Source organism: Nocardia sp. NPDC058244, from assembly GCF_042882065.1.
GTDB lineage: Bacteria > Actinomycetota > Actinomycetes > Mycobacteriales > Mycobacteriaceae > Nocardia.
The window spans coordinates 129,133-150,472 of sequence record NZ_JBHVWX010000010.1 but is presented as its reverse complement, the minus strand read 5'-3'; the positions used below and the strand labels follow the sequence as shown (position 1 = coordinate 150,472).

Below are 21,340 nucleotides of genomic sequence, written 5' to 3'. Positions count from 1 at the left end.
GTATAGCCGACCCGGGGGCTTGCGGCAAGACCCCGGTCCTCCTGCACAATCTCACCTCGACATTCGGACCGGCGACAAATGGGAGTGACGCGAGTGCGTGAAATGAAGACCGACGTGATCGTGGTCGGCGCCGGACCTGCCGGGCTGATGCTGGCCGGGGAACTGTCCCTGGCAGGGGTGCGCCCCGTGGTGCTCGAACGACGCGCGGAGCCGGGCACCGCGCACAAGGCCAGCGGCCTGGGCGGCCGGATCCTGGACATGCTGCGCTATCGCGGCCTGCTCGACCGCTTCACCGCCGTCGGCAGCCCGATCCCGGCCCCGATCTTCCCGTTCGGCGGCATGCACGTCGACTTCGGTCCGCTCGCGGACGGGCCGATGGACGCGATGGGCATTCCACAGGCGCGGGTCGAAGAGCTGCTCGCCGAGCGGGCCGTCGAACTGGGCGCGGAGATCCGCCGCGGGCACGAGGTGATCGCGCTCGCGCAGGACGCCGACGCGGTGACCGTCGAAGTCACCGGGCCGGACGGGCCGTACCGGGTGCGCGCGCAGTACGTGGTCGGGTGCGACGGCGGACGCAGCCGGATCCGGGAACTGGCCGCGATCCCGTTCCCCGGCAACACCTTTCCCGAGGTCAACCGGCTCGGTGTGGTCGCGCTGCCGGACTCGGTGGCCGTGCTCGACGACGGCGGCATCGACGTGCCCGGCTTCGGGCCGATCCAGCCCGGCTTCACCCGCACCGAGCGCGGTGTCTTCGCGATCGGTCCGGTGCGGGCCGACGAGCGGGTGATGTTCTTCCAGACCACCGAGGAGGAGTTCACCGAATACGACAACGACGACCCGCTGACCCTGGCCGAACTCGGTGCCAGCGCCCAGCGGGTCCTCGGTGCCGAGTTGCCGCTGGGCGCACCGGTCCGGTTGTCGCGCTACCAGTTCCAGGCCCGCCGGGCCGAGCGCTATCGGGTCGGGCGGGTCCTGCTGGCGGGCGACGCCGCGCATCTGCTGCCCGCCACCGGCACGGCCCTCAATGTCGGCATGCTCGACTCGGTCAACCTGGCGTGGAAGCTGGCCGCCACCGTGCAGGGCACCGCCGCGCCCGGTCTGCTCGACACCTACCACGACGAGCGGTACGCCGCCGCGGGCCGGGCGTTGCAGCAGACCCGCGCCCAGGCCGCGCTGCGCCGTGGCCAGGACGAGGCCGCCGACGCGCTGCGCGCGGTGTTCCAGGAGCTGTTCGCCGACGAGCCCGCGCTGCGCAAGCTGGCGGGCATGATCTCGGCCGGTGACGTCCGCTATCCGGTGCCCGGCGCCGACCCGCACCCGCTGGCCGGTGCGTTCGCGCCCGACCTCCCGCTGCGCACCGAGCAGGGCACGACCAGCGTCGCCGAACTGCTCCACGCCGCGCGGCCGGTCCTGCTCGACCTGGCCGATCGCGCGGAGCTGCGCGAACTCGCCCTGGCACGGGAACCGCGGATCGTGATCGTCACCGCCGAGACCGCGGACCGGCCCGCCGACGCGCTGCTGCTGCGGCCCGACGCCTACGTCGCCTGGGCCGCGGGCGTCGACGAATCCGCCGACGCCGCGGCGCCCGCCCTGCGCGCCGCGCTCGACACCTGGGTCGGCACGCCCTGACGACGCCGTCGCGGATCAGCGGGCGACGGTGGTCGCCCGCTCGATCCGCGACAGCTTCTCGGGATTGCGCACCACATACAGCCCGGTGATCGCCCCGTCGTCGAGGCGGACGGTCACGATGCTGTCGAGCGTGCCGTCGCGCCGCACGATCAGGGCGGGCGCGCCGTTGATCTGGGTCGGCTCGGTCGACACCGCACCGGGGAACCGGGGCAGGCCGCCCGCCATCAACCGCGCGACCTTGTCGGCGCCGACGATCGGGCGCACGACCGCCTTGACCACACCGCCGCCGTCGGCGAGCAGCACCACCTCCGGCGCGAGCAGATCGAGCAGTCCCTGCAGGTCACCGGTCTCGACCGCGCGGGCGAACGCCGCCAGCGCGTCGCGGCTCTGCGCGGAGGACACCGGACCGCGCGGCCTGCGCGCGGCGACGTGGGCCCTGGCCCGGTGCGCGATCTGGCGCACCGCGGCCGGGCTCTTGTCCACCGCGGCGGCGATCTCGTCGTAGGCCAGGTCGAAGACCTCGCGCAGGACGAACACCGCCCGTTCGACCGGGGCGAGCGTCTCGAGCACCAGCATCATCGCCATCGAGACGCTGTCGGCCAGCTCCACGTCCTCGGCGACATCCGGTGCGGTGAGCAGCGGTTCGGGCAGCCACGGCCCGACATAGGTCTCCTTGCGCCTGCCGAGGGTGCGCAGCCGGGTCAGTGCCTGCCGGGTCGCGATCCGGACGAGATACGCGCGCGGATCGCGGATCTCGGCCTGATCCACGTCGGCCCAGCGCAACCAGGTCTCCTGCAGCACGTCCTCGGCGTCGGCGGCCGAGCCCAGGATCTCGTAGGCGACCGTGAAGAGCAGGTTGCGGTGCGTCACGAAGGCCGCGGTGGCGGCGTCGGTTCCCTCGCTCATGGTGGTCCTGTCTGTCGGTGCCGGTCTTCCCCATGAGACGCCGCGGCCGGTCACGGTGTGACAGTGGGGTCGGTCACGCGTTGAAATCCGCGGTCGGCTGTGGATTACTCCTGGAGTGGATGCGATCTCGACGACCGAGCGGCCGACCCGCCCCGTCCTGCCCGGCTGGTCGGTGCCCCTGGTGTTCGTCGTCGGCGCGACCTCGCAGTACCTCGGCGCCGCGCTGGGCGTGTTCCTGTTCGACACCACCGAACCGGCGACCGTGGCGTGGTTGCGCGCCGCCGCGGCCGGGCTGGCGCTGCTGGCCTGGCGGCGACCGTGGCGCACGCGGTGGACCCGGCGCGGTGTCGCCGTGGCGGCCGGGTTCGGCGTCGTCACGGTGTCGATGAACATCGTGTTCTACGAGGCGATCGCGCGGATTCCGCTGGGCACCGCCGTCGCCATCGAATTCCTCGGCCCGGTGGCGGTGGCCACGCTCGGCTCGCGCCGGGCCAGGGATGTGCTCGCGGTCGTGCTGGTCGCCGTCGGGGTGCTGCTGCTGGCCGGGGTGCAGTTCGACGTCGAGCCGGTCGGATTGGCGTTCGCGGTCGCGTCGGCGGTGCTGTGGGCGGGCTACATCCTGGTCGGCAAGCGGGTGGCCGACGCGGGCGACGGGCTGGACTCGCTCGCCGTCGGCATGGCGGCGGCAGCGGCCCTGCTCGCGCCGTTCGTCCTGGTCCCGCAGCTCGCGATCGACCCGTCGGTCTTCGCCGACCCCCGCACCTGGCTGTTCGGTCTCGGTGTCGGGGTGCTGTCGAGCGCGGTCCCGTACGCGCTGGACCAGGTCGTCCTGACCGCGGTCGGCCGGGCTCGGTTCGCCCTGTTGCTCGCGCTGCTGCCCGCCACCGCCACCGTTGTCGGTGCCATCGCCCTGGCCCAGCGCCCGACCGCCCTCGAACTGACCGGCATCGCCCTGGTCATGCTGGCCCTGACGATCAGCGCGCTCCCCACCCGCCAACCCACCCCCGAACCACCCGCCCCGCTGTAGCGGGTCCGGCGTGGGCAGCACGCGGTTTGACCCTCACGTAGCGTCAGGGTCGACCATGCCGGTATGAACACCTTTCCCGCTTTCGAGATGAGCCCGGTTCCCGTCCCTGGACCGGATGTTGTTGCGCCCGAACCGTTCCGCGGTCTCTACGGCATGCCGATGTTCGTCACCGTGCCGACTGCGGATCTCGCCGCGTCGGTGGACTTCTGGGTGCGGGGTCTCGGGTTCTTCGACCTGTTCACGGTGCCGGGGCAGCTGACGCACCTGCGCCGCTGGGCTTTTCAGGACGTCCTGCTGGTGCCGGGGGAGCGCCCGGCCGACACGCCGGCCACCACGGTGAGTTTCTCGTGTGTGCTCGGTGAGATCGAGGGGATCGTCGCCGCGTGCGAGGCGGCGGCGCCCGGATGCACGCTCGGGCCCCGGGTCATGCCGTGGAACTCCGTCGAAGTCGAGGTCCGCACCCCGGAGAACCTCCGCGTGATCATGACGGCCGCCCAGCCGTGGGACCCGGACAGCCCGGCGGCCGCGCACCTCCGGTCGATCGGCATCGAAGCGCCTGAGCGATGACGGGCGCCGGGCACGGCACACTGGAGGCCGTGTCCGAACCGCTCACCGTCGGCGTCGCGGCGGAACTGCTCGGCGTCACGACGCGCACCCTGCACCACTGGGACGCGGTCGGGCTGGTGCACCCGTCCGACCGCACCGGCGCCGGCTATCGCCTGTACACGGCGGCCGATCTGGTCCGCGCCCAGCGCGTGGTCGTCTACCGCGAGCTGGGGGTGCCGCTGGACGAGATCGGCGCGCTACTGGACGCGCCGGCCGCCGACGCGCTGGCCACCCTGCGCAAGCAACGCGACGCGCTGCACGCCAGGCTGCGGCGGCTGCGGCGCACCACCGAGGCGATGGACCGGATGATCGAGGCGAGGGAATCGGGCATCCGGCTCAGCCCGCAGGACCAGGTCGCGATCTTCGGCGGCGACTGGCAGCCGTCCTGGGTGGCGCAGGCCCGCGAACGATGGGGCGACACCCCGCAGTGGACCCAGTACGCCGAACGCGCGGCGGAGCGGTCGGCGCGGGACTGGCAGCGGATCGCCGAAGACACCGCCGCCCTGCACGCCGACCTCGCCGATGCCCTCCGCGCCGGTGTCGCGCCCGGCAGTGCGCGCGCGGGCGCGCTGGCCGAACGGCATCGCGCGTCGATCGCGGTCTACTTCGACTGCACGCACGCGATGCAGGTCTGCCTGGGTCGCCGCTACGTCGGCGACCCGGAGTACACGGCGTTCTACGACGCCATCGAGCCCGGTCTGACCAGCTGGCTGAGTGCGGTCATCGACGCCAATGCCCAGGCCAACGGTGTCGATCCCGAGACGGCCACCTGGGCCTGAGTCCGCCGCGAAACGAGCTGTCACAGTGATGATCTGGCGGATAGCCCGGAGTCTGGGTTTCGGTTCGCGCGCCTGTCGTGATCCGGTCGGCGCCCGAGCTCAGCCGGTGACCGCGAAGACCAGTGCCGCGACCACCAGTGCGGCGAGCGCACCCACATCGACCCGGGCCACCCGCAGCGTCCGCGGACCGAGTGCCTCGGGGCCGATCGTCGCGGTGAGCACGAGAAACGCAGCGGTGCTGAGGATTCCGGCCCCGATGGTCACCGCCCGGACCGACGGGACGAACGCGCCGATGATCAGCCCGATCCCGACCAGCGCGAGCAGGACGGCCCGATGCCGGAGCAGCAACTCGAGATCCCGGTTGGGGACCTCGGTGCCGTAGGCCGTCGCGACCCGTCCCGGCGACACCGCGACCACCCCGGGCAGCACATGCACCAGCCCCACGACCACCAGCAACGCCGCGCCGACGATATCCCCGACCATCCGTCCACCTCTCCTTCGACACTGTTCGTGCAAGCATGGCGGGTATGGGCGCAGCACCACTTCCGGAAACGTGCCGACCCCTGGCGACGGTGTGGCTGTGGGCCGGGCACGCGATCTACCGCGGCCCGTCGCTGCGGTTGGACCGGCACTCCGGCTCGGTGGCCTGCCTGGCCGTCGGGCTCGACGCGGCGTTCACGGTCGAGGCCGACGCGATCGGCGCGCGGACGGTCCGCAGTGTCCTGGTGCCGCCGCGCACGCCGCACCGGATCGTCGCCGACGGCCGAATGCTGTTCTGCTACCTCGATCCCGGCTCACCCCGCGCCGCGGCCTGCCGCCACCAGATGCGCGAGGGCATCGGCGGTTTCGGTGTCGCCCACGCGGACGAATCCGCCCTGATCCGGCTCGCCGCCACCGACTCCGCGCCGCTCGACCTCCTCGACCTGGCATCCGGAACCGCGAGCCCCGCCCTCGATCCCCGGATCGCCGCCGCGACCGCGCTGCTGTGCGCCGACCCCGCCGCGGACGTCTCCGCCGATCAGCTCGCCGCCGCGGTCCATCTGTCGAAATCCCGGCTGCTGCACCTGTTCTCCGCCCAGGCGGGCACCACCTTCCGCCGCTATCGGGTGTGGGCCAGGATGCTCGCCGTCGGCCGGGCGGTGGCCGACGGCTCCGATCTCACCACCGCGTCGGCCGCCGCCGGATTCGCCAGCCCCTCCCATTTCAGCGACACCTTCCACGCCCTGTTCGGCCTGACCGCCGCCGAACTGCTGGGTGCCGGTACCCGCATCGTCGTCGAGGAACGGGCCTTGCTCGCGACGTAGCGGCCCGAACCTGCTCGACGCGATCCGGGTTCGCCCAGGGGGCCACGCTCGCCGGCCGTGACCCCGCGTCACGGTCGGCGAGCGGCTCAGCCCCGCGTCAGGAAGTTGTGGGCCTCGTGGATCGTGATGACCGGCTCCGCGGTCAGGCCGACCTCCTGGCTGAGCGGCCGGAGCGTGGTCTCCGCGAACTCCTGGAACTGGGCAGCGGACTCCCACACATCGGTGACATGGAACCCGTCGACGGTCTCGCGCACCACATGGAAGATCATCCCGGGCCCGCCGGTGCCCCCGTGGGTGAAGCCCATCTTCTCCAGCACCTGGTCGTACTGCTCCAGCGTCGCGCCGGGGAAATCGAGTTCGACGGCAACAGCCATGACGTCATCTCCTTGCCGAATGGTCGTGCGGAAGGGTGCACGGAATCGCTCGCCCGCACCGCTCGGGCGGTCGAGCCGAAGGGGAGCGACGATCGAACCCGGCTCGTCGACGAGCCGGCCGAAGAAGATCGCCGTGACCCGGCGCTCCGATCGGGCCACGCTGTGCGCTGAAGATCGGCACCACATCCGGGCGAACGGGTGTGGTGCGCGTCACAGTCTAGTCGGCCCCCCTCACACCGACAAGCGCTCATCGCGACAGCCGCTGCCCGAGGCTGGTCGAGCGGGTGACGATGGCCGGTCGGGTGGTTCGTGAATGGCGTCACGTGTGCTGGTGGGGGAGTCGGGGCGGGTGGGAGGTGAAACCGCAGCGCTCGCAGGGGTTTCGGGTGGGGTGTGATCGGGGGCGCACGTGGTGGGGTGGGGTGGGGCGTCGTGGTCGCGCTCACAGGTGGGCCTACCTGGTCAAAGGCCGGTCGGGACGCTGATAGGGTGGAGCGCGAGTTAGGCATCCTTTAACGGACCGTCCGGTGAGGCGGGGAAGGAGGTCGGCATGGCTGTGCCCGAACGGGCGGCCAGAACCGGCGCGGGCGAAACATCGCAGCGGCACACCCCCGAGTGGGTGGCAGCCGGCCGCGAGCTGTTGTCGCCGTCGGACGTGAACCGGACCGTCGCGCGCATCGCGCATCAGATCATCGAGAAGACCGCCCTGGATTCCGGCGACGCCGACGCACCGCGGGTGGTTCTCATGGGCATCCCGACCCGCGGCACCACGCTGGCCAACCGGCTCGCCGCCAAGATCGAGGAATTCTCCGGCGTGCGGCCCGCGCTCGGCTCGCTCGACATCACCCTCTACCGCGACGACCTGCGCAGCCGTCCGCACCGTCCGCTCGAGCGCACCTCGGTGCCCGATGGCGGCATCGAGAACGCCCTGGTCGTCCTCGTCGACGACGTGCTGTTCTCCGGCCGCACCGTCCGCTCGGCCCTCGACGGCCTGCGCGACCTCGGCCGCCCCCGCGCGGTCCAGCTCGCGGTGCTCATCGACCGCGGCCACCGCGAACTGCCGATCCGCGCCGACTACGTCGGCAAGAACGTGCCGACCTCGCGCGCCGAGGACATCTCGGTCCTGCTGACCGAACACGACGGACACGATGGTGTGTACCTGCACCAGGAGGCGCAGCAGTGAAGCATTTGTTGACGGTGGCCGACCTGGATCGCGGCACCGCCACCGAACTCCTCGACGAAGCCGAGCGCTTCGAACAGGCCCTGCTCGGCCGCGAGGTGAAGAAGCTGCCGACGCTGCGCGGCCGCACCGTGATGACGGTGTTCTACGAGAACTCCACCCGCACCCGGGTGTCGTTCGAGGTCGCGGGCAAGTGGATGAGCGCCGACGTGATCAACGTGAGCGCGTCGAGTTCCTCGGTCTCCAAGGGCGAATCCCTGCGCGACACCGCGCTCACCCTGCACGCGGCGGGCGCCGACGCGCTGATCGTGCGCCACCCGGCCTCCGGCGCCGCGCACCAGATCGCGCGCTGGATGGAACAGTGGGCGCGCGAGGAGAACCGCGCCGCCCCCTCGATCATCAACGCGGGCGACGGCACCCACCAGCACCCCACCCAGGCGCTGCTCGACGCGCTGACCCTGCGCCAGCGTCTCGGCGACATCGACGGCAAGCGGATCGTGCTGGTCGGCGACATCCTGCACAGCCGGGTCGCGCGCTCGAATGTCTTGCTGCTCAACACCCTCGGCGCCGAAGTGGTGCTGGTCGCGCCGCGCACGCTGCTGCCGGTGGGCGTGGACAGCTGGCCGTGCCGGGTCGCGACCTCGCTGGACGCGGAACTGCCCGGCGCCGACGCGGTCATGATGCTGCGCGTGCAGGCCGAGCGGATGAACGGCGGCTTCTTCCCGTCGGCCCGCGAGTACTCGATCAACTACGGACTGTCCGAACGGCGGATGGGCCTGCTCGGCGACGACGCGGTGGTGCTGCACCCCGGTCCGATGCTGCGCGGCATGGAGATCGCCTCGGCGGTCGCCGATTCGCCGAAAGCGGCAGTCCTGCAACAGGTGACGAACGGAGTGCACATGCGGATGGCCGTGTTGTTCCGGCTACTCGTCGGCACCCAGGAGGTAGCGGCGTGAGTGAACTGCTGATCAAGAATGTCCGGCCCTACGGCGAGGGCGAGCCGGTCGACGTGCTGGTGCGCGACGCCGTCATCGCCGAGATCGGCTCCGGCATCGAGGCCGCGGCGGGCGCGGAGGTGATCGACGGCGACGGCCAGATCCTGCTGCCTGGCTTCGTCGACCTGCACACCCACCTGCGCGAGCCCGGCCGCGAGGATACCGAGACCATCGAAACCGGTTCGGCCGCAGCGGCACTGGGTGGCTACACCGCGGTGTTCGCGATGGCCAACACCAGCCCGGTGGCCGACTCGCACGTCATCACCGATCACGTGTGGCGGCGCGGCCAGGAGGTCGGCCTGGTCGACGTGTTCCCGGTCGGCGCGGTCACCGTCGGGCTCGAGGGCAAGCAGCTCGCCGAGATGGGCACCATGGCGGCGGGCGTCGGCCAGGTGCGGATGTTCTCCGACGACGGCCACTGCGTCTACGACCCGCTGATCATGCGCCGCGCGCTGGAATACGCGAACTCGCTGGGTGTGCTGATCGCCCAGCACGCGGAGGAGCCTCGGCTGACCAAGGGCGCCGTCGCGCACGAGGGCCCCAACGCCGCCCGCCTCGGCCTGGCCGGCTGGCCGCGCGCCGCCGAGGAGTCGATCGTCGCCCGCGACGCGCTGCTGGCCCGCGACGCCGGTGCCCGCGTGCACATCTGCCACGCCTCCACCGCGGGCACCGTCGAACTGGTGAAATGGGCCAAGTCCCAGGGCATCTCGATCACCGCCGAGGTCACCCCGCACCACCTGCTGCTCGACGACTCGCGCCTGGAGACCTACGACGCGGTCAACAAGGTGAACCCGCCGCTGCGCGAGTCCGCCGACGTGGCGGCCCTGCGCCAGGCACTGGCCGAGGGCGTCATCGACTGTGTCGCCACCGACCACGCCCCGCACGCCGAGCAGGACAAGTGCTGCGAGTTCGCGGCCGCCCGGCCCGGCATGCTGGGGCTGGAGACGGCGCTGTCGATCATCGTGCAGACGATGGTCCAGCCCGGCCTGCTCGATTGGCGCGGCGTCGCCCGGGTGATGAGCGAGAAGCCCGCCGCGATCGTCGGCCTCGACGACCACGGCCGCCCGATCGCCGTCGGTGAACCCGCCAACCTCACGCTGATCGACCCCGACGCCGAGTGGACGGTGCACGGCGCCGAACTGGCGAGCATCTCGAACAACACCCCGTTCGAGGACATGACGTTCCCGGCCCAGGTGTCAGCCACCGTGCTGCGCGGCCGGGTAACTGCCCGCGAGGGCAAGGCGGTCGGGATCTAGGGAGGCCAGGAACGTGGAAAGAACTCTGTGGGTACTGGGGTGTCTGGCCCTGTTCCTCCTGTGCCTGTGGCTGATGTACCGAGCCTGGCAGAAGAAAGCCACCCGGCAGCGGGACCGGATCGGCGAGCTGCCGACCGTGCCCGCCGAGCTGGGCGCGCAACTACTGGAACCGACCACCGGCCTCTACCTGGGCAGCACCCTCGCGCCCAGCTGGCAGGACCGGATCGCGGTCGGTGACCTGGGATTCCGGGCGACCGCGGAACTGACGCGGTTCGAACGCGGAATCCTGCTCGAACGCGACGGGGCGACGGTGATCTGGATTCCGCAGGAATCCGTGGTCGCCGTGCGGACCGAACGCGGCCACGCGGGCAAAGTGATGACAGAGAATGGTGTGCTGGTAATTCGCTGGACACTGCCGACCGGAACCGAGATCGATACCGGATTCCGGGGCGACGACAAGACGGTGTACCCGGCATGGACCGCGGATGCGACCAGGGCGACGACGGGAGACGACGAATGAGCAAAGTGAAGGCAGCCCTCGTGCTGGAGGACGGCCGCGTGTTCCGCGGTACCGCCTTCGGCGCCGAGGGCCAGACCCTGGGCGAGGCGGTGTTCTGCACCGCGATGACCGGCTACCAGGAGACCCTGACCGACCCCAGCTACGACCGCCAGATCGTGGTGGCCACCGCCCCGCAGATCGGCAACACCGGCTGGAACGACGAGGACGACGAGTCCGGCAAGATCTGGGTCGCCGGCTACGCCGTGCGCGACCCCTCGCCGATCTCCTCCAACTGGCGTGCCACCGGCACCCTGCAGGACCAGCTCGACAAGCAGAACGTGGTCGGCATCGCCGGCATCGACACCCGCGCGGTCGTGCGCCACCTGCGCACCCGCGGCTCGATGAAGGCTGGCATCTTCTCCGGCGCCGCCCTGGCCGGGGACGACGAGCTGCTGGCCCGCGTCAACAGCCAGCCCTCCATGCTGGGCGCCGACCTCGCCGAAGAGGTCAGCACCGACGGCATGTACACGATCGAGCCGGTCGGCGACCATCGCTTCACCGTCGTCGCGGTCGACCTGGGCATCAAGACCAACACTCCGCGGATGTTCGCCGAGCGCGGCGTGCGCACCCACGTGGTGCCGTCGAACACCTCCCTCGACGACATCCTCGCGCTGAACCCCAACGGCGTGTTCCTCTCCAACGGCCCCGGCGACCCGGCCACCCAGACCGGCGCGATCGCGCTGACCCAGGGTGTGCTCGAGCGCGGGATCCCGCTGTTCGGCATCTGCTTCGGCAACCAGATCCTGGGCCGGGCGCTGGGTCGGAGCACCTACAAGATGAAGTTCGGCCACCGCGGCATCAACATCCCGGTGGTCGAAGAGGGCACCGGCCGCATCTCCATCACCGCGCAGAACCACGGCTTCGCGCTGGAAGGCGAGAAGGGCGAGGTGTTCGACACCCCGTTCGGCAAGGCCGAGGTCTCCCACATCTGCGCCAACGACGGCACCGTCGAGGGTGTGCGACTGATCGACGGTCGCGCCTTCTCGGTGCAGTACCACCCCGAGGCCGCCGCAGGCCCGCACGACGCCGCATACCTGTTCGACCGTTTCGCCGGTCTCATGGAAGGAGCCTGATGCCTCGCCGCGAGGATCTGAAGCACATCCTGGTGATCGGCTCTGGCCCGATCGTGATCGGCCAGGCGTGCGAATTCGACTACTCCGGTACCCAGGCGTGCCGGGTGCTGCGGTCCGAGGGACTGCGCGTATCGCTGGTGAACTCCAACCCGGCGACCATCATGACCGACCCCGAGTTCGCCGACTCCACCTACGTGGAGCCGATCACCCCGGAGTTCGTCGAGAAGGTCATCGACAAGGAGCGTCCCGACGCCATCCTGGCCACCCTCGGTGGGCAGACCGCGCTCAACACCGCGGTCGCGCTGCACGAGCGCGGGGTACTGGAGAAGTACAACGTCGAGCTGATCGGCGCCGACTTCGAGGCCATCCAGCGTGGTGAGGACCGGCAGAAGTTCAAGGACATCGTCGCCAAGGTCGGCGGCGAAAGTGCCCGTAGCCGGGTCTGTTACACCATGGACGAGGTCCGCGAGACCGTCGGCGAGCTCGGCTTCCCGGTCGTGGTGCGCCCGTCGTTCACCATGGGCGGCCTCGGCTCCGGCATGGCCTACAACGACGAGGACCTCGACCGCATCGCCGGTGGCGGCCTGGCCGCCTCGCCGACCGCGAACGTCCTGATCGAGGAGTCCATCCTCGGCTGGAAGGAATTCGAGCTCGAGCTGATGCGCGACGGCCGCGACAACGTGGTCATCGTCTGCTCGATCGAGAACGTCGACCCGATGGGCGTGCACACCGGCGACTCGGTCACCGTCGCCCCCGCGATGACGCTCACCGACCGCGAGTACCAGAAGATGCGCGATCTCGGCATCGCCATCCTGCGCGAGGTCGGCGTCGACACCGGCGGCTGCAACATCCAGTTCGCGGTCGACCCGAAGGACGGTCGCCTGATCGTCATCGAGATGAACCCGCGCGTGTCGCGCTCCTCGGCGCTGGCGTCGAAGGCCACCGGCTTCCCGATCGCCAAGATCGCCGCCAAGCTGGCCATCGGCTACACCCTCGACGAGATCGTCAACGACATCACCGGCGAGACCCCGGCCTGCTTCGAGCCGACCCTGGACTACGTCGTCGTGAAGGCGCCGCGGTTCGCGTTCGAGAAGTTCCCCGGCGCCGACGCCACTCTGACCACCACCATGAAGTCGGTGGGCGAGGCGATGTCGATGGGCCGCAACTTCTCCGAGGCGCTCGGCAAGGTGCTGCGCTCGCTCGAGACCAAGGCCGCCAGCTTCTGGACCCTCGACGACGGGCAGTGGGCGCCGAAGGACCCGAGCGATCCCGCGTCGGTGCGCGAGGCGATCGAGGCCATCCTCGCCGACCTGCGCGTGCCCACCGAAGGCCGCATCTACCAGGTCGAGCGGGCCCTGCGCTACGGCGCGAGCATCGAGGAGGTCGCGCTGGCTTCCGGTGTCGACCCGTGGTTCGTCGCCGAGGTCGCCGGACTGGTCACGCTGCGCCAGGAAGTCCTCGACGCGCCGGTGCTCGACGAGGATCTGCTGCGCCGCGCCAAGCACTACGGCCTGTCCGACCGTCAGCTCGCCGCGCTGCGGCCCGAGCTCGCGGGCGAGGCCGGGGTGCGCTCGCTGCGCCATCGCCTGGGTGTGCGCCCGGTCTACAAGACCGTCGACACCTGTGCCGCCGAGTTCGAGGCCAAGACGCCGTACCACTACAGCTCCTACGAGCTGGATCCCGGCGCGGAGTCCGAGGTCGCGCCGCAGCGTGAGCGCGACAAGGTGATCATCCTGGGCTCGGGCCCGAACCGCATCGGTCAGGGCATCGAGTTCGACTACTCGTGTGTCCATGCGGCACAGACGCTCTCGGCCGCGGGCTACGAGACCGTCATGGTCAACTGCAACCCCGAGACCGTCTCCACCGACTACGACACCGCCGACCGCCTCTACTTCGAGCCGCTCACCTTCGAGGACGTGCTCGAGGTGTACAACGCGGAAACCGAGTCGGGCACCGTCGCCGGTGTGATCGTGCAGCTCGGCGGCCAGACTCCGCTGAGCCTGGCGCAGCGGCTGACCGACGCCGGCGTGCCGGTCGTCGGTACCTCCGCGGCCGCGATCGACCTGGCCGAGGACCGCGGCGAATTCGGTGACGTGCTCGTCGCCGCCGGACTGCCCGCGCCCAAGTACGGCACCGCCACCACGGTCGAGCAGGCCAAGAAGATCGCCGCCGAGATCGGCTACCCGGTGCTGGTGCGCCCGTCCTACGTGCTCGGCGGTCGCGGCATGGAGATCGTCTACGACGAGACCTCGCTCGAGGGCTACATCTCCCGCGCCACCGAGCTCAACCCGGATCACCCGGTGCTGGTCGACCGCTTCCTGGAAGACGCCATCGAGATCGACGTCGACGCCCTGTGCGACGGCGAAGAGGTCTACCTCGGCGGCGTGATGGAGCACATCGAGGAAGCCGGTATCCACTCCGGTGACTCCGCCTGCGCGCTGCCCCCGATCACCCTGGGCCGCAGCGACATCGAGGCCGTGCGCCGCTCCACCATCGCGCTGGCCAAGGGCATCGGCGTCAAGGGCTTGCTCAACGTGCAGTACGCGCTCAAGGACGACATCCTCTACGTGCTCGAGGCCAACCCGCGCGCGAGCCGCACGGTGCCGTTCGTCTCCAAGGCGACCGCGGTGCCGCTGGCCAAGGCGTGTGCGCGCGTGATGCTCGGCGCCTCCATCGCCGACCTGCGCAAGGAAGGCATGCTGCCGCCCGAGGGCGACGGCGGCCACGTGCCGCTGGACGCGCCGGTCGCGGTGAAGGAAGCCGTGCTGCCCTTCCACCGGTTCCGTCGTGCCGACGGCTCCGGCGTGGACTCGCTGCTCTCCCCGGAGATGAAGTCCACCGGCGAGGTCATGGGCATCGACGCCGACTTCGGCACCGCCTTCGCCAAGAGCCAGGCCGCCGCCTACGGCTCGCTGCCGACCGAGGGCACCGTGTTCGTCTCCGTCGCCAACCGCGACAAGCGCGCCATGGTGTTCCCGATCAAGCGCCTGCACGACCTGGGCTTCCGCATCCTCGCCACCGAGGGCACCGCGGAAACCCTGCGCCGCAACGGCATTCCGTGCGAGCAGGTGCGCAAGCACTCCGACCCGGAAGCCACCGACCCGGCGACCGGCATGCCGGAGGCCTCGATCGTCGAGCAGATCCGCGACGGCGAGATCGACATCGTGTTCAACACCCCCTACGGCAACTCGGGCCCCCGCGTGGACGGCTACGAGATCCGCACCGCCGCGGTGGGCGCGAACATCCCGTGCATCACCACCGTGCAGGGCGCGGCCGCGGCGGTGCAGGGCATCGAGGCGAGCATCAACGGTGGCATCGGCGTGCGCTCGCTGCAGCAGCTGCACTCGGTGCTGCGGGGCTGACATGCACAGCTTCGGTCACCGGTTGCAGCACGCCATGCGGGAATTCGGCCCGCTGTGCGTCGGCATCGACCCCCACCCCGGCCTGCTCCGGGCGTGGGGGCTGTCCGAGGACGTCGACGGGCTCGAGGCCTTCGCCGAGATCTGCGTCGAGGCCTTCGACGGTCGCGTCGCCCTGGTGAAGCCGCAGGTCGCGTTCTTCGAGACCTACGGTTCGGGCGGTCTCGCGGTGCTCGAGCGCACCATCGAGGTGCTGCGGGCCTCGGGCACCCTGGTGCTGGCCGACGCCAAGCGCGGCGACATCGGCTCCACCATGGACGCCTACGCGCACGCCTGGCTGGGTGACGGCCCGCTGGGCTCCGACGCCGTGACGGTCTCGCCGTACCTCGGTTTCGGGTCCCTCGACCCGGCGCTGAGCCTGGCGCACGACAATCATCGCGGCGTGTTCGTCCTCGCGGCGACGTCGAATCCCGAAGGGGCGCAACTGCAGCGGATCACCGCCGCGGACGGCCGCACGATCGCCCAGACCATGGTCGACGAGGCGGCGGCGCGCAACGCGGGCCACGGCTTCGGCTCGGTCGGCGTGGTCGTCGGCGCGACGCTCACCGAGGCGCCGGACCTCTCGGCCCTCAACGGCCCCATCCTGATGCCCGGCGTCGGCGCGCAGGGCGGGGGAGCGGACTCCATCCGCGCCCTGGTCCCCGCGGCGAACCTGGCCGCGGTGGTACCCAACGTGTCGCGCGAGGTACTGAGCGCCGGCCCGTCGGTCACGGCGCTGTGCGACAAGACGGCTCGCCTGCAGGAGGAGTTCGCCTTCCTGCAGGGCTGACGACAACGCGACAGGCCGGGGGTAGCGACACGCTGCCCCCGGCCTGATCGTTTCCCTGGGCCGCGTCCCGCGATCCGGCGGGGCGGACCGGTCCGCGTGGCGGCGGACCGAGGTCAGGCGAGGCAGTAGGTGGCGGTGACCGTGGCGAACAGCGACAGCGCGTCCGACGAATCCGCCGAGCCGAGCACCATCGTCAGCGACCGTCCCCCTGTCGAGCGGAACGCGTACGACACGTAGCCGAGCAACTCGCCGCCGTGCCCCCACAGCTGGTCACCGCACGGCGGGTCGAACCGCTGCAGGCCGAGGCCGTAGTGGAACCCCATCCCCATCGGGACGGTCTCGCGCATCCGGTCCAGCGCGGTGGGACTGGTCAGCCGTCCGCCCAGCAGGGCCGCGAAGAACGCGTCCAGGTCGGCGGTGGTGGAGATCATCTCGCCCGCCGCGCCGTCCAGCGACGGATTCATCTCGGTGACCTCCGTGCGGCCGACACCGTCGATGTCGCGGTGCGCGGTCAGCGCGGGCGCGGGGATGCCGGGATCGTCGCCGGGAATCGTGGTCGAGGTCAGCCGCAGCGGGGTGAGGATCCGATCGCGGACCTCGTCGCCGTAGCGGTGCCCGGTCAGCCGCTCGATCAGCAGGCCGAGGACGACGTAGTTCGTGTTCGAGTAGCGGAAGTGGGCGCCGGGGGCGAAGGAGGGCTCGTGCGCGGTCGCGACGGCGAGCAGGTCGCGGGGCGTGTAGCCGCGGAACCGGTCGGCTCCGCGCCACCGGTTCGTCGACAGTCCGGGCTCCTTCATGTAGTCGTACAGCTCGCTGGTGTGATTCATCAACTGCCGCACGGTGATCCGGTCGCCGCCCGGAATCAGGCCGGGCAGGTGTGTCGCGATCGGGTCGTCGAGGCGGATCCGGCCCTCGTCCATCAGTTGCAGCAGCACGGTCGCGACGAAGGTCTTGGTGATGCTGCCGATCCGGAACCGGCTGTGCGGGTCAGGTGTGGGCCGCCCGTCGCCGCCGTGCTGCCACTCCCGCGTCCGCTCCCCGTCGGAGATCCGCAGCAGGACGTCGGTGCCGTGCCATCGGGCTGTCGCCTCGACCGTGTCCCCGACGACCCGCCACCGGGCCGTCACGAGGACGGTGGCGGCCACCGTCGTGGCTACCAGAACGGTCCCCAGAACGACCACACAGGCACGAAATAGCTTCTGTCGCATGGTATTCGACGCTAGGCAGCGGATCCGCCGCCGACGAGGGTGTACGCCCCGCGATCGGGGTGCGGAAAACCCCACCCCCGGACTGCGGTCGCCCCGCCCGGACCGGGGGGTCGACGCTACCGACCGGCGCGGGCCGGCTCCCTAGCGTCGAAAGCATGGAGACGACAGGGAATTCGACCGACCTCACCGGCATCGCCGGCTGGGCGGTCCAGCTGATGGAACAGCTCGGCGGGCTCGGCGCCGGTATCGCGATCGCGCTCGAGAACCTCTTCCCGCCGCTGCCCAGCGAGGTGATCCTGCCGCTGGCGGGATTCACCGCGAGCCGCGGCCGGTTCGGCCTGGCCGAGGTGCTGCTGTGGACGACGCTGGGGTCGGTTCTCGGCGCGCTCGCCCTCTACGGACTCGGTGCCGCCCTCGGCCGCGATCGGCTCCGCCGGATCGTCGACCGGCTACCACTGGTGCGCCTGTCCGACCTGGACCGCACCGAGGACTGGTTCGCCCGCCACGGCGACAAGGCGGTGTTCTTCGGCCGGATGATCCCGATATTCCGCAGCCTGATCTCGATCCCGGCCGGTGTCGAACGGATGCCGATCGGGCGTTTCACCGTGTTGACCACAGCGGGCAGCCTGCTGTGGAACGCGGTCTTCGTGTTCGCGGGGTACGTCCTCGGGGAGAACTGGCACGTCGTGGAGACCTACGCGGGCCTGCTGCAGAAGGCCGTGATCGTCGTCGTGCTCGGGGCCGTCGCGGTGTTCGTCGTGCGGCGCCTGCGTCGCCCGCGTGCGCAGGCGACCGGTGGGCGATGAGATTCCCCGGCGAGAATGGGGCGATGAGCACCTCCACGGCGGGATCCGCGCGCGTCGCCGCCGTCGTCGGCGGATACCTGCTCGGCGTGCTCACCGTGCCGCTGGACCTGCTCGGCGTCCTCGTCTCGCCGGTCGCGACGCCGCTCACCGACCGGGTCGCGACGATCGAGCGATGGCGAGTGACCCGGCTGCTCGGTGTTCCCTCGACCGGGGCTCCACGTGGCGCGCGGGCGGCCGGGTACCTGACGGCCCGCGCCGTGATCGGGCTGTTCGGGGCGGTGGTGCTCGGGCTCTGCGGAGCGGGCGTCGTGGCCGCGGCGGCACTCGTGTACGGCGCAGGCACCGGCGCGGCGGTGCCGATCGTCGATGCCACCGAACCGGGCCAGATCACCTGGACGACGGTGGCGGTGGTCGTGCTGCCCGGCGCGGTGCTGTGCTTCCTCGGGGTGCAGGGACTGGTCGGAGTCGTGGGCGCCGACGCGTGGGCGCTGCGGCGCAGCGTGCGGCCGGGGCCGGGTGAGCTGGCCCAGCGGGTGGCCCAGCTGACCACGACCCGCGCCGACGTGGTCGGCATCATCGACGACGAACGTCGCCGCATCGAACGCGACCTGCACGACGGCGTGCAGCAGCGCGTCGTCGCCCTGTCCATCCTGCTCGGCCGGCTGGAACGCGAGCCCGACGGTGCCGCCGGCGCCGAGCTGCAGCGGCGGGCGATCACCGAGACCGGTCACATCCTCGACGAACTGCGCGAGGTGTCGTGGCGCATCTACCCGGCCATGCTCGCCCGTGACGGACTCCACGCCGCGCTCGAGGCCCTGGCCGACCGGACCCCGCTGCCGACCCGGCTCGACTACGCGCTCTCCGAGCGTGCGCCCCGGCCGGTCGAATCGGCCTGCTACTTCGCCGCCAGCGAGGCGATCACCAACGCCATCAAGCACTCCGGGGCCACGGCCGTCGAGGTCGTCGTCGAGCGTGACGGGCCGGTCGTGCGCCTGCGGGTGCGCGACGACGGGATCGGGGGCGCCGACCCCACCGGCCATGGGCTGGCGGGGATGGCCACCCGCGTCACCGCGATGGACGGCACGATGCGAGTGGACAGCCCGCCGGGCGGTCCGACGACGATCACGGTGGAGGTTCCGTGCGGATAACCCTGGCCGAGGATTCCGCGCTGCTGCGCGAGAGCCTGGCCCAACTGCTGACGGCCGAGGGCCACGAGATCGTCGACTCCATCGGCACCGCGACCGAGCTGCTCTCCGCCGTGCGGGTCCGGCCGCCCGATCTGGTCATCGCCGATGTCCGGATGCCGCCCGACCACGTCGACGAGGGTATCCGGGCGGCACTCGAGATCCGCCGCGAGCAGCCCGGCATCGCGGTCTTGGTGCTCTCGCAGTACGTCGAGCGCAGGCACGCCGCGGAATTCCTGACCGGCACCGGCGGCATCGGCTACCTGCTCAAGGACCGGGTCGCCGCGATCGGCGCGTTCCTGGAGGCCGTCGAGCGGGTCGGCGCGGGCGGCACCGCCTTCGATCCGGAGGTGGTGCGTCAGCTGCTGCTGCGCAATCGCGCCGATTCGCCGCTGCACCGGCTGACCGAGCGTGAGCGCGCGGTGCTCGAGCTCATGGCGCAGGGTCTGAGCAATGCCGCCATCTGTCAACAGCTGTTCGTCACTCGCAGCGCCGTCGAGAAGCACATCAACGCGATCTTCACGAAGCTGGATCTGCCCGTGGGCGAAGCACACAACCGGCGCGTGCTCGCGATCCTGCGGCACCTGCGGGCGGGCGCGGTCGACGCCTAGTCCGTGCCCGCCGCGGTCAGGCCTCGGCCGCGGCGGGAATCCGCCCGCGCCACCAGCCCAGCGAGCCCACACCGAGCGGCACCAACAGGGTGACGAAACCCGACAGCGGCATGTAGACCAGTCCGGCAACGGTCGTCACGGCCAACGCGAGCAGTACCGACCCGGGCACGAACCCGCGAACTCGCTCCAGCTCGATCATGGCCAGCCCGAGCCCGATGCCGAGCACCCCGAACAGGGTGAACCAGAACGACAGCTCGGTGTCCTGATCGCCGACCACGAGCAGCGCGACGCCCATGATCGTGTGCACGGTCGCGATGACCACCAAGGCGGCCCCGGCCAGGGGGAATCTAGTTCTTGAATTCATATTCATAAACTGTGCCACTAGGCTGACGCGGTGGCAAGACCCCGGCTCTTCACCGACGACCAGGTGCTCGACGCGGCCCGCGACCTGCTTGCCGATCCGGCGATCACCCGACCCGCGATCACCGCGATCGGCACGGCCGCCGGGGTGCACACGGGGTCGATCTATGTGCGTTTCGCCTCACGTGACGAACTGCTCGCCCGGCTCTGGCTGCGCTCGATCCGGCGCTTCCACGAGGGGCTGCTCGACGCGCTGGCCGGGCCGTCGCCGTTGCTGGCCGCGGCGATCTATCTGGTGCGCTACTGCCGCGAACATCCGACCGAGGCCAGGGCGATGAAGATGTTCCATCGCGACGAACTGCTCGCGGTCGGTCCCGAAGAACTCCAGCACGAGATCGCCACGGTCAACGACGCCATGAACGCCGCCCTGCTGGCCGCGGTGGTCACCGAATTCGGGGCGGCCGACCCCCAGACCACCGCCGTCGCGGAGGCCGCGGTGAAGGCGATTCCGTACGGTCTGGTGCGCGACTACATCGCGCGGGCGGCGCCGATTCCGGGGTGGGTCGACGAGGTCACCGCGACCGCGACGGGGGCCGTTCTGGATCGATTTCGTTCCCGATCTTGACGACACGCGGTGTGAAATCCAGCGACACGCGGGGATTTTCCGGAAACCCGCTGGTCGCGCGCCACCGGGTTTGCGGGGCCCGTGATCGCTGCGGGCGCAACCGAATGGCTAACACCGCCCAAATCGGCATAACCGCAGGTGGGGGTGCATTTTCTGAATTCGGCGGTACGATCGGGGCGGAAGAATCGCCGGTCACCGCATCGGGCCCGCGCGCCCCATACGGCATCCGTAATCCGGCCCTGACCTGGGGGTCGGGTTCGCAATCGGCGGGCGTCGTGGGTACGGTCGCACAGACCGTCCGGGTAACCGGCGGTAGATCTAGCAATGAACGATGAGACGGAGGAACCGTGGCCCTTCCCCAGCTGACTGACGAGCAGCGCGCCGCTGCTTTGGAGAAGGCGGCTGCCGCTCGCCGTGCTCGGGCGGAGCTCAAGGAGCGCCTGAAGCGTGGCGGTACCAACCTGAAGCAGGTCCTCACCGACGCCGAATCCGACGAGATTCTCGGCAAGATGAAGGTCTCTGCGCTGCTCGAGGCTCTGCCGAAGGTGGGCAAGGTCAAGGCTGCCGAGATCATGACCGAGCTGGAGATCGCCCCCACCCGGCGGCTCCGTGGCCTGGGCGACCGTCAGCGCAAGGCGCTGCTGGCTCGCTTCGACTTCGACGCCTGATT

The 21,340-nt window shown here is 70.9% G+C and carries 22 protein-coding genes; 17 read left to right on the top strand and 5 right to left on the bottom strand.

All coding sequences use genetic code 11. The annotated features are described in order from the left end of the window. Positions 1-102: 102 nt before the first annotated feature. The gene (locus ACFVW6_RS29270; protein ID WP_378830502.1) at positions 103-1,629 is read left to right on the top strand and encodes an FAD-dependent monooxygenase; all 1,527 of its coding nucleotides are present in this window, start codon (positions 103-105) and stop codon (positions 1,627-1,629) included. A 15-nt stretch (positions 1,630-1,644) separates the two neighbouring features. On the opposite strand, the gene ACFVW6_RS29265 is transcribed toward ACFVW6_RS29270, so the two are convergent. After that, entirely contained in the window at positions 1,645-2,535 is an 891-nt protein-coding gene (locus tag ACFVW6_RS29265) for an RNA polymerase sigma-70 factor (RefSeq protein WP_378830126.1), read from the bottom strand. Positions 2,536-2,650: 115 nt separating this feature from the next. Between ACFVW6_RS29265 and ACFVW6_RS29260 the strand changes: the two genes are divergently transcribed. The 3 genes from ACFVW6_RS29260 (at position 2,651) to ACFVW6_RS29250 (ending at position 4,947) form a co-directional block, all read left to right on the top strand. Then, positions 2,651-3,562 (top strand): DMT family transporter, encoded by a 912-nt coding sequence (locus ACFVW6_RS29260; protein WP_378830127.1) that lies wholly within the window; start codon positions 2,651-2,653, stop codon positions 3,560-3,562. Between the two features lie 63 nt (positions 3,563-3,625). Further along, positions 3,626-4,129 (top strand): VOC family protein, encoded by a 504-nt coding sequence (locus ACFVW6_RS29255; RefSeq protein ID WP_378830128.1) that lies wholly within the window; start codon positions 3,626-3,628, stop codon positions 4,127-4,129. Positions 4,130-4,158: 29 nt separating this feature from the next. Beyond that, entirely contained in the window at positions 4,159-4,947 is a 789-nt protein-coding gene (locus ACFVW6_RS29250) for a MerR family transcriptional regulator (RefSeq protein WP_378830129.1), read from the top strand. Between the two features lie 99 nt (positions 4,948-5,046). On the opposite strand, the gene ACFVW6_RS29245 is transcribed toward ACFVW6_RS29250, so the two are convergent. Further along, entirely contained in the window at positions 5,047-5,430 is a 384-nt protein-coding gene (locus ACFVW6_RS29245) for a hypothetical protein (RefSeq protein WP_378830131.1), read from the bottom strand. A 44-nt stretch (positions 5,431-5,474) separates the two neighbouring features. On the opposite strand from ACFVW6_RS29245, the gene ACFVW6_RS29240 reads away from it, so the two are divergent. Further along, positions 5,475-6,251, top strand: coding sequence for a helix-turn-helix domain-containing protein (locus ACFVW6_RS29240; protein WP_378830132.1), 777 nt, complete (start codon positions 5,475-5,477; stop codon positions 6,249-6,251). Between the two features lie 86 nt (positions 6,252-6,337). Here the strand turns inward: ACFVW6_RS29240 and ACFVW6_RS29235 are convergent, their stop codons facing one another. Further along, a complete protein-coding gene (locus ACFVW6_RS29235) occupies positions 6,338-6,625 on the bottom strand; it encodes a hypothetical protein (protein ID WP_378830133.1) in 288 nt (95 codons plus the stop codon). 550 nt (positions 6,626-7,175) lie between these two features. Between ACFVW6_RS29235 and pyrR the strand changes: the two genes are divergently transcribed. The 7 genes from pyrR to pyrF are packed head-to-tail and all read left to right on the top strand — an operon-like array spanning position 7,176 to position 15,876. Continuing rightward, positions 7,176-7,808, top strand: a complete 633-nt coding sequence (gene pyrR / locus ACFVW6_RS29230) for a bifunctional pyr operon transcriptional regulator/uracil phosphoribosyltransferase PyrR (protein ID WP_355281373.1) — start codon at positions 7,176-7,178, stop codon at positions 7,806-7,808. Further along, the gene (locus tag ACFVW6_RS29225) at positions 7,805-8,761 is read left to right on the top strand and encodes an aspartate carbamoyltransferase catalytic subunit (protein ID WP_357345084.1); all 957 of its coding nucleotides are present in this window, start codon (positions 7,805-7,807) and stop codon (positions 8,759-8,761) included. Before pyrR ends, ACFVW6_RS29225 begins: the two co-directional genes overlap by 4 nt. Further along, on the top strand, positions 8,758-10,056 hold the full coding sequence (locus ACFVW6_RS29220) for a dihydroorotase (RefSeq protein WP_378830134.1): 1,299 nt from the start codon (positions 8,758-8,760) through the stop codon (positions 10,054-10,056). The genes ACFVW6_RS29225 and ACFVW6_RS29220 overlap by 4 nt, the downstream gene beginning before the upstream one ends. 13 nt (positions 10,057-10,069) lie before the next feature. Beyond that, a complete protein-coding gene (locus tag ACFVW6_RS29215) occupies positions 10,070-10,576 on the top strand; it encodes a transporter (protein WP_355281367.1) in 507 nt (168 codons plus the stop codon). Then, a complete protein-coding gene (carA, locus tag ACFVW6_RS29210; RefSeq protein WP_357345089.1) occupies positions 10,573-11,688 on the top strand; it encodes a glutamine-hydrolyzing carbamoyl-phosphate synthase small subunit in 1,116 nt (371 codons plus the stop codon). The genes ACFVW6_RS29215 and carA overlap by 4 nt, the downstream gene beginning before the upstream one ends. Continuing rightward, positions 11,688-15,050: a carbamoyl-phosphate synthase large subunit gene (gene carB / locus ACFVW6_RS29205; protein ID WP_378830136.1), complete on the top strand. Its 3,363-nt coding sequence runs from the start codon at positions 11,688-11,690 to the stop codon at positions 15,048-15,050. The genes carA and carB overlap by 1 nt, the downstream gene beginning before the upstream one ends. Position 15,051: 1 nt before the next feature. Beyond that, positions 15,052-15,876 (top strand): orotidine-5'-phosphate decarboxylase, encoded by an 825-nt coding sequence (gene pyrF, locus ACFVW6_RS29200; RefSeq protein ID WP_357345092.1) that lies wholly within the window; start codon positions 15,052-15,054, stop codon positions 15,874-15,876. A gap of 113 nt (positions 15,877-15,989) precedes the next feature. Here the strand turns inward: pyrF and ACFVW6_RS29195 are convergent, their stop codons facing one another. Next, positions 15,990-17,057 (bottom strand): serine hydrolase domain-containing protein, encoded by a 1,068-nt coding sequence (locus tag ACFVW6_RS29195; protein ID WP_378830137.1) that lies wholly within the window; start codon positions 17,055-17,057, stop codon positions 15,990-15,992. A gap of 182 nt (positions 17,058-17,239) precedes the next feature. On the opposite strand from ACFVW6_RS29195, the gene ACFVW6_RS29190 reads away from it, so the two are divergent. From ACFVW6_RS29190 to ACFVW6_RS29180, 3 genes are read left to right on the top strand one after another with little or no spacing between them, the layout of a single operon-like run. Beyond that, a complete protein-coding gene (locus ACFVW6_RS29190) occupies positions 17,240-17,890 on the top strand; it encodes a DedA family protein (protein ID WP_378830138.1) in 651 nt (216 codons plus the stop codon). Between the two features lie 23 nt (positions 17,891-17,913). Beyond that, on the top strand, positions 17,914-19,038 hold the full coding sequence (locus ACFVW6_RS29185; RefSeq protein ID WP_378830139.1) for a sensor histidine kinase: 1,125 nt from the start codon (positions 17,914-17,916) through the stop codon (positions 19,036-19,038). Then, positions 19,029-19,685 (top strand): response regulator, encoded by a 657-nt coding sequence (locus tag ACFVW6_RS29180; RefSeq protein WP_378830140.1) that lies wholly within the window; start codon positions 19,029-19,031, stop codon positions 19,683-19,685. Before ACFVW6_RS29185 ends, ACFVW6_RS29180 begins: the two co-directional genes overlap by 10 nt. A 16-nt stretch (positions 19,686-19,701) precedes the next feature. Here ACFVW6_RS29180 and ACFVW6_RS29175 read toward each other — a convergent pair whose 3' ends face one another. Next, positions 19,702-20,049 carry a DUF6463 family protein gene (locus ACFVW6_RS29175; RefSeq protein WP_378830141.1) on the bottom strand — a complete coding sequence of 116 codons (348 nt, stop codon included), beginning with the start codon at positions 20,047-20,049 and terminating at the stop codon, positions 19,702-19,704. 30 nt (positions 20,050-20,079) lie between these two features. Here ACFVW6_RS29175 and ACFVW6_RS29170 point away from each other — a divergent pair, with 30 nt between their 5' ends. Continuing rightward, entirely contained in the window at positions 20,080-20,670 is a 591-nt protein-coding gene (locus ACFVW6_RS29170) for a TetR/AcrR family transcriptional regulator (protein WP_378830142.1), read from the top strand. A gap of 347 nt (positions 20,671-21,017) precedes the next feature. After that, the gene (gene mihF / locus ACFVW6_RS29165; protein ID WP_043653536.1) at positions 21,018-21,338 is read left to right on the top strand and encodes an integration host factor, actinobacterial type; all 321 of its coding nucleotides are present in this window, start codon (positions 21,018-21,020) and stop codon (positions 21,336-21,338) included. Positions 21,339-21,340: the final 2 nt, after the last annotated feature.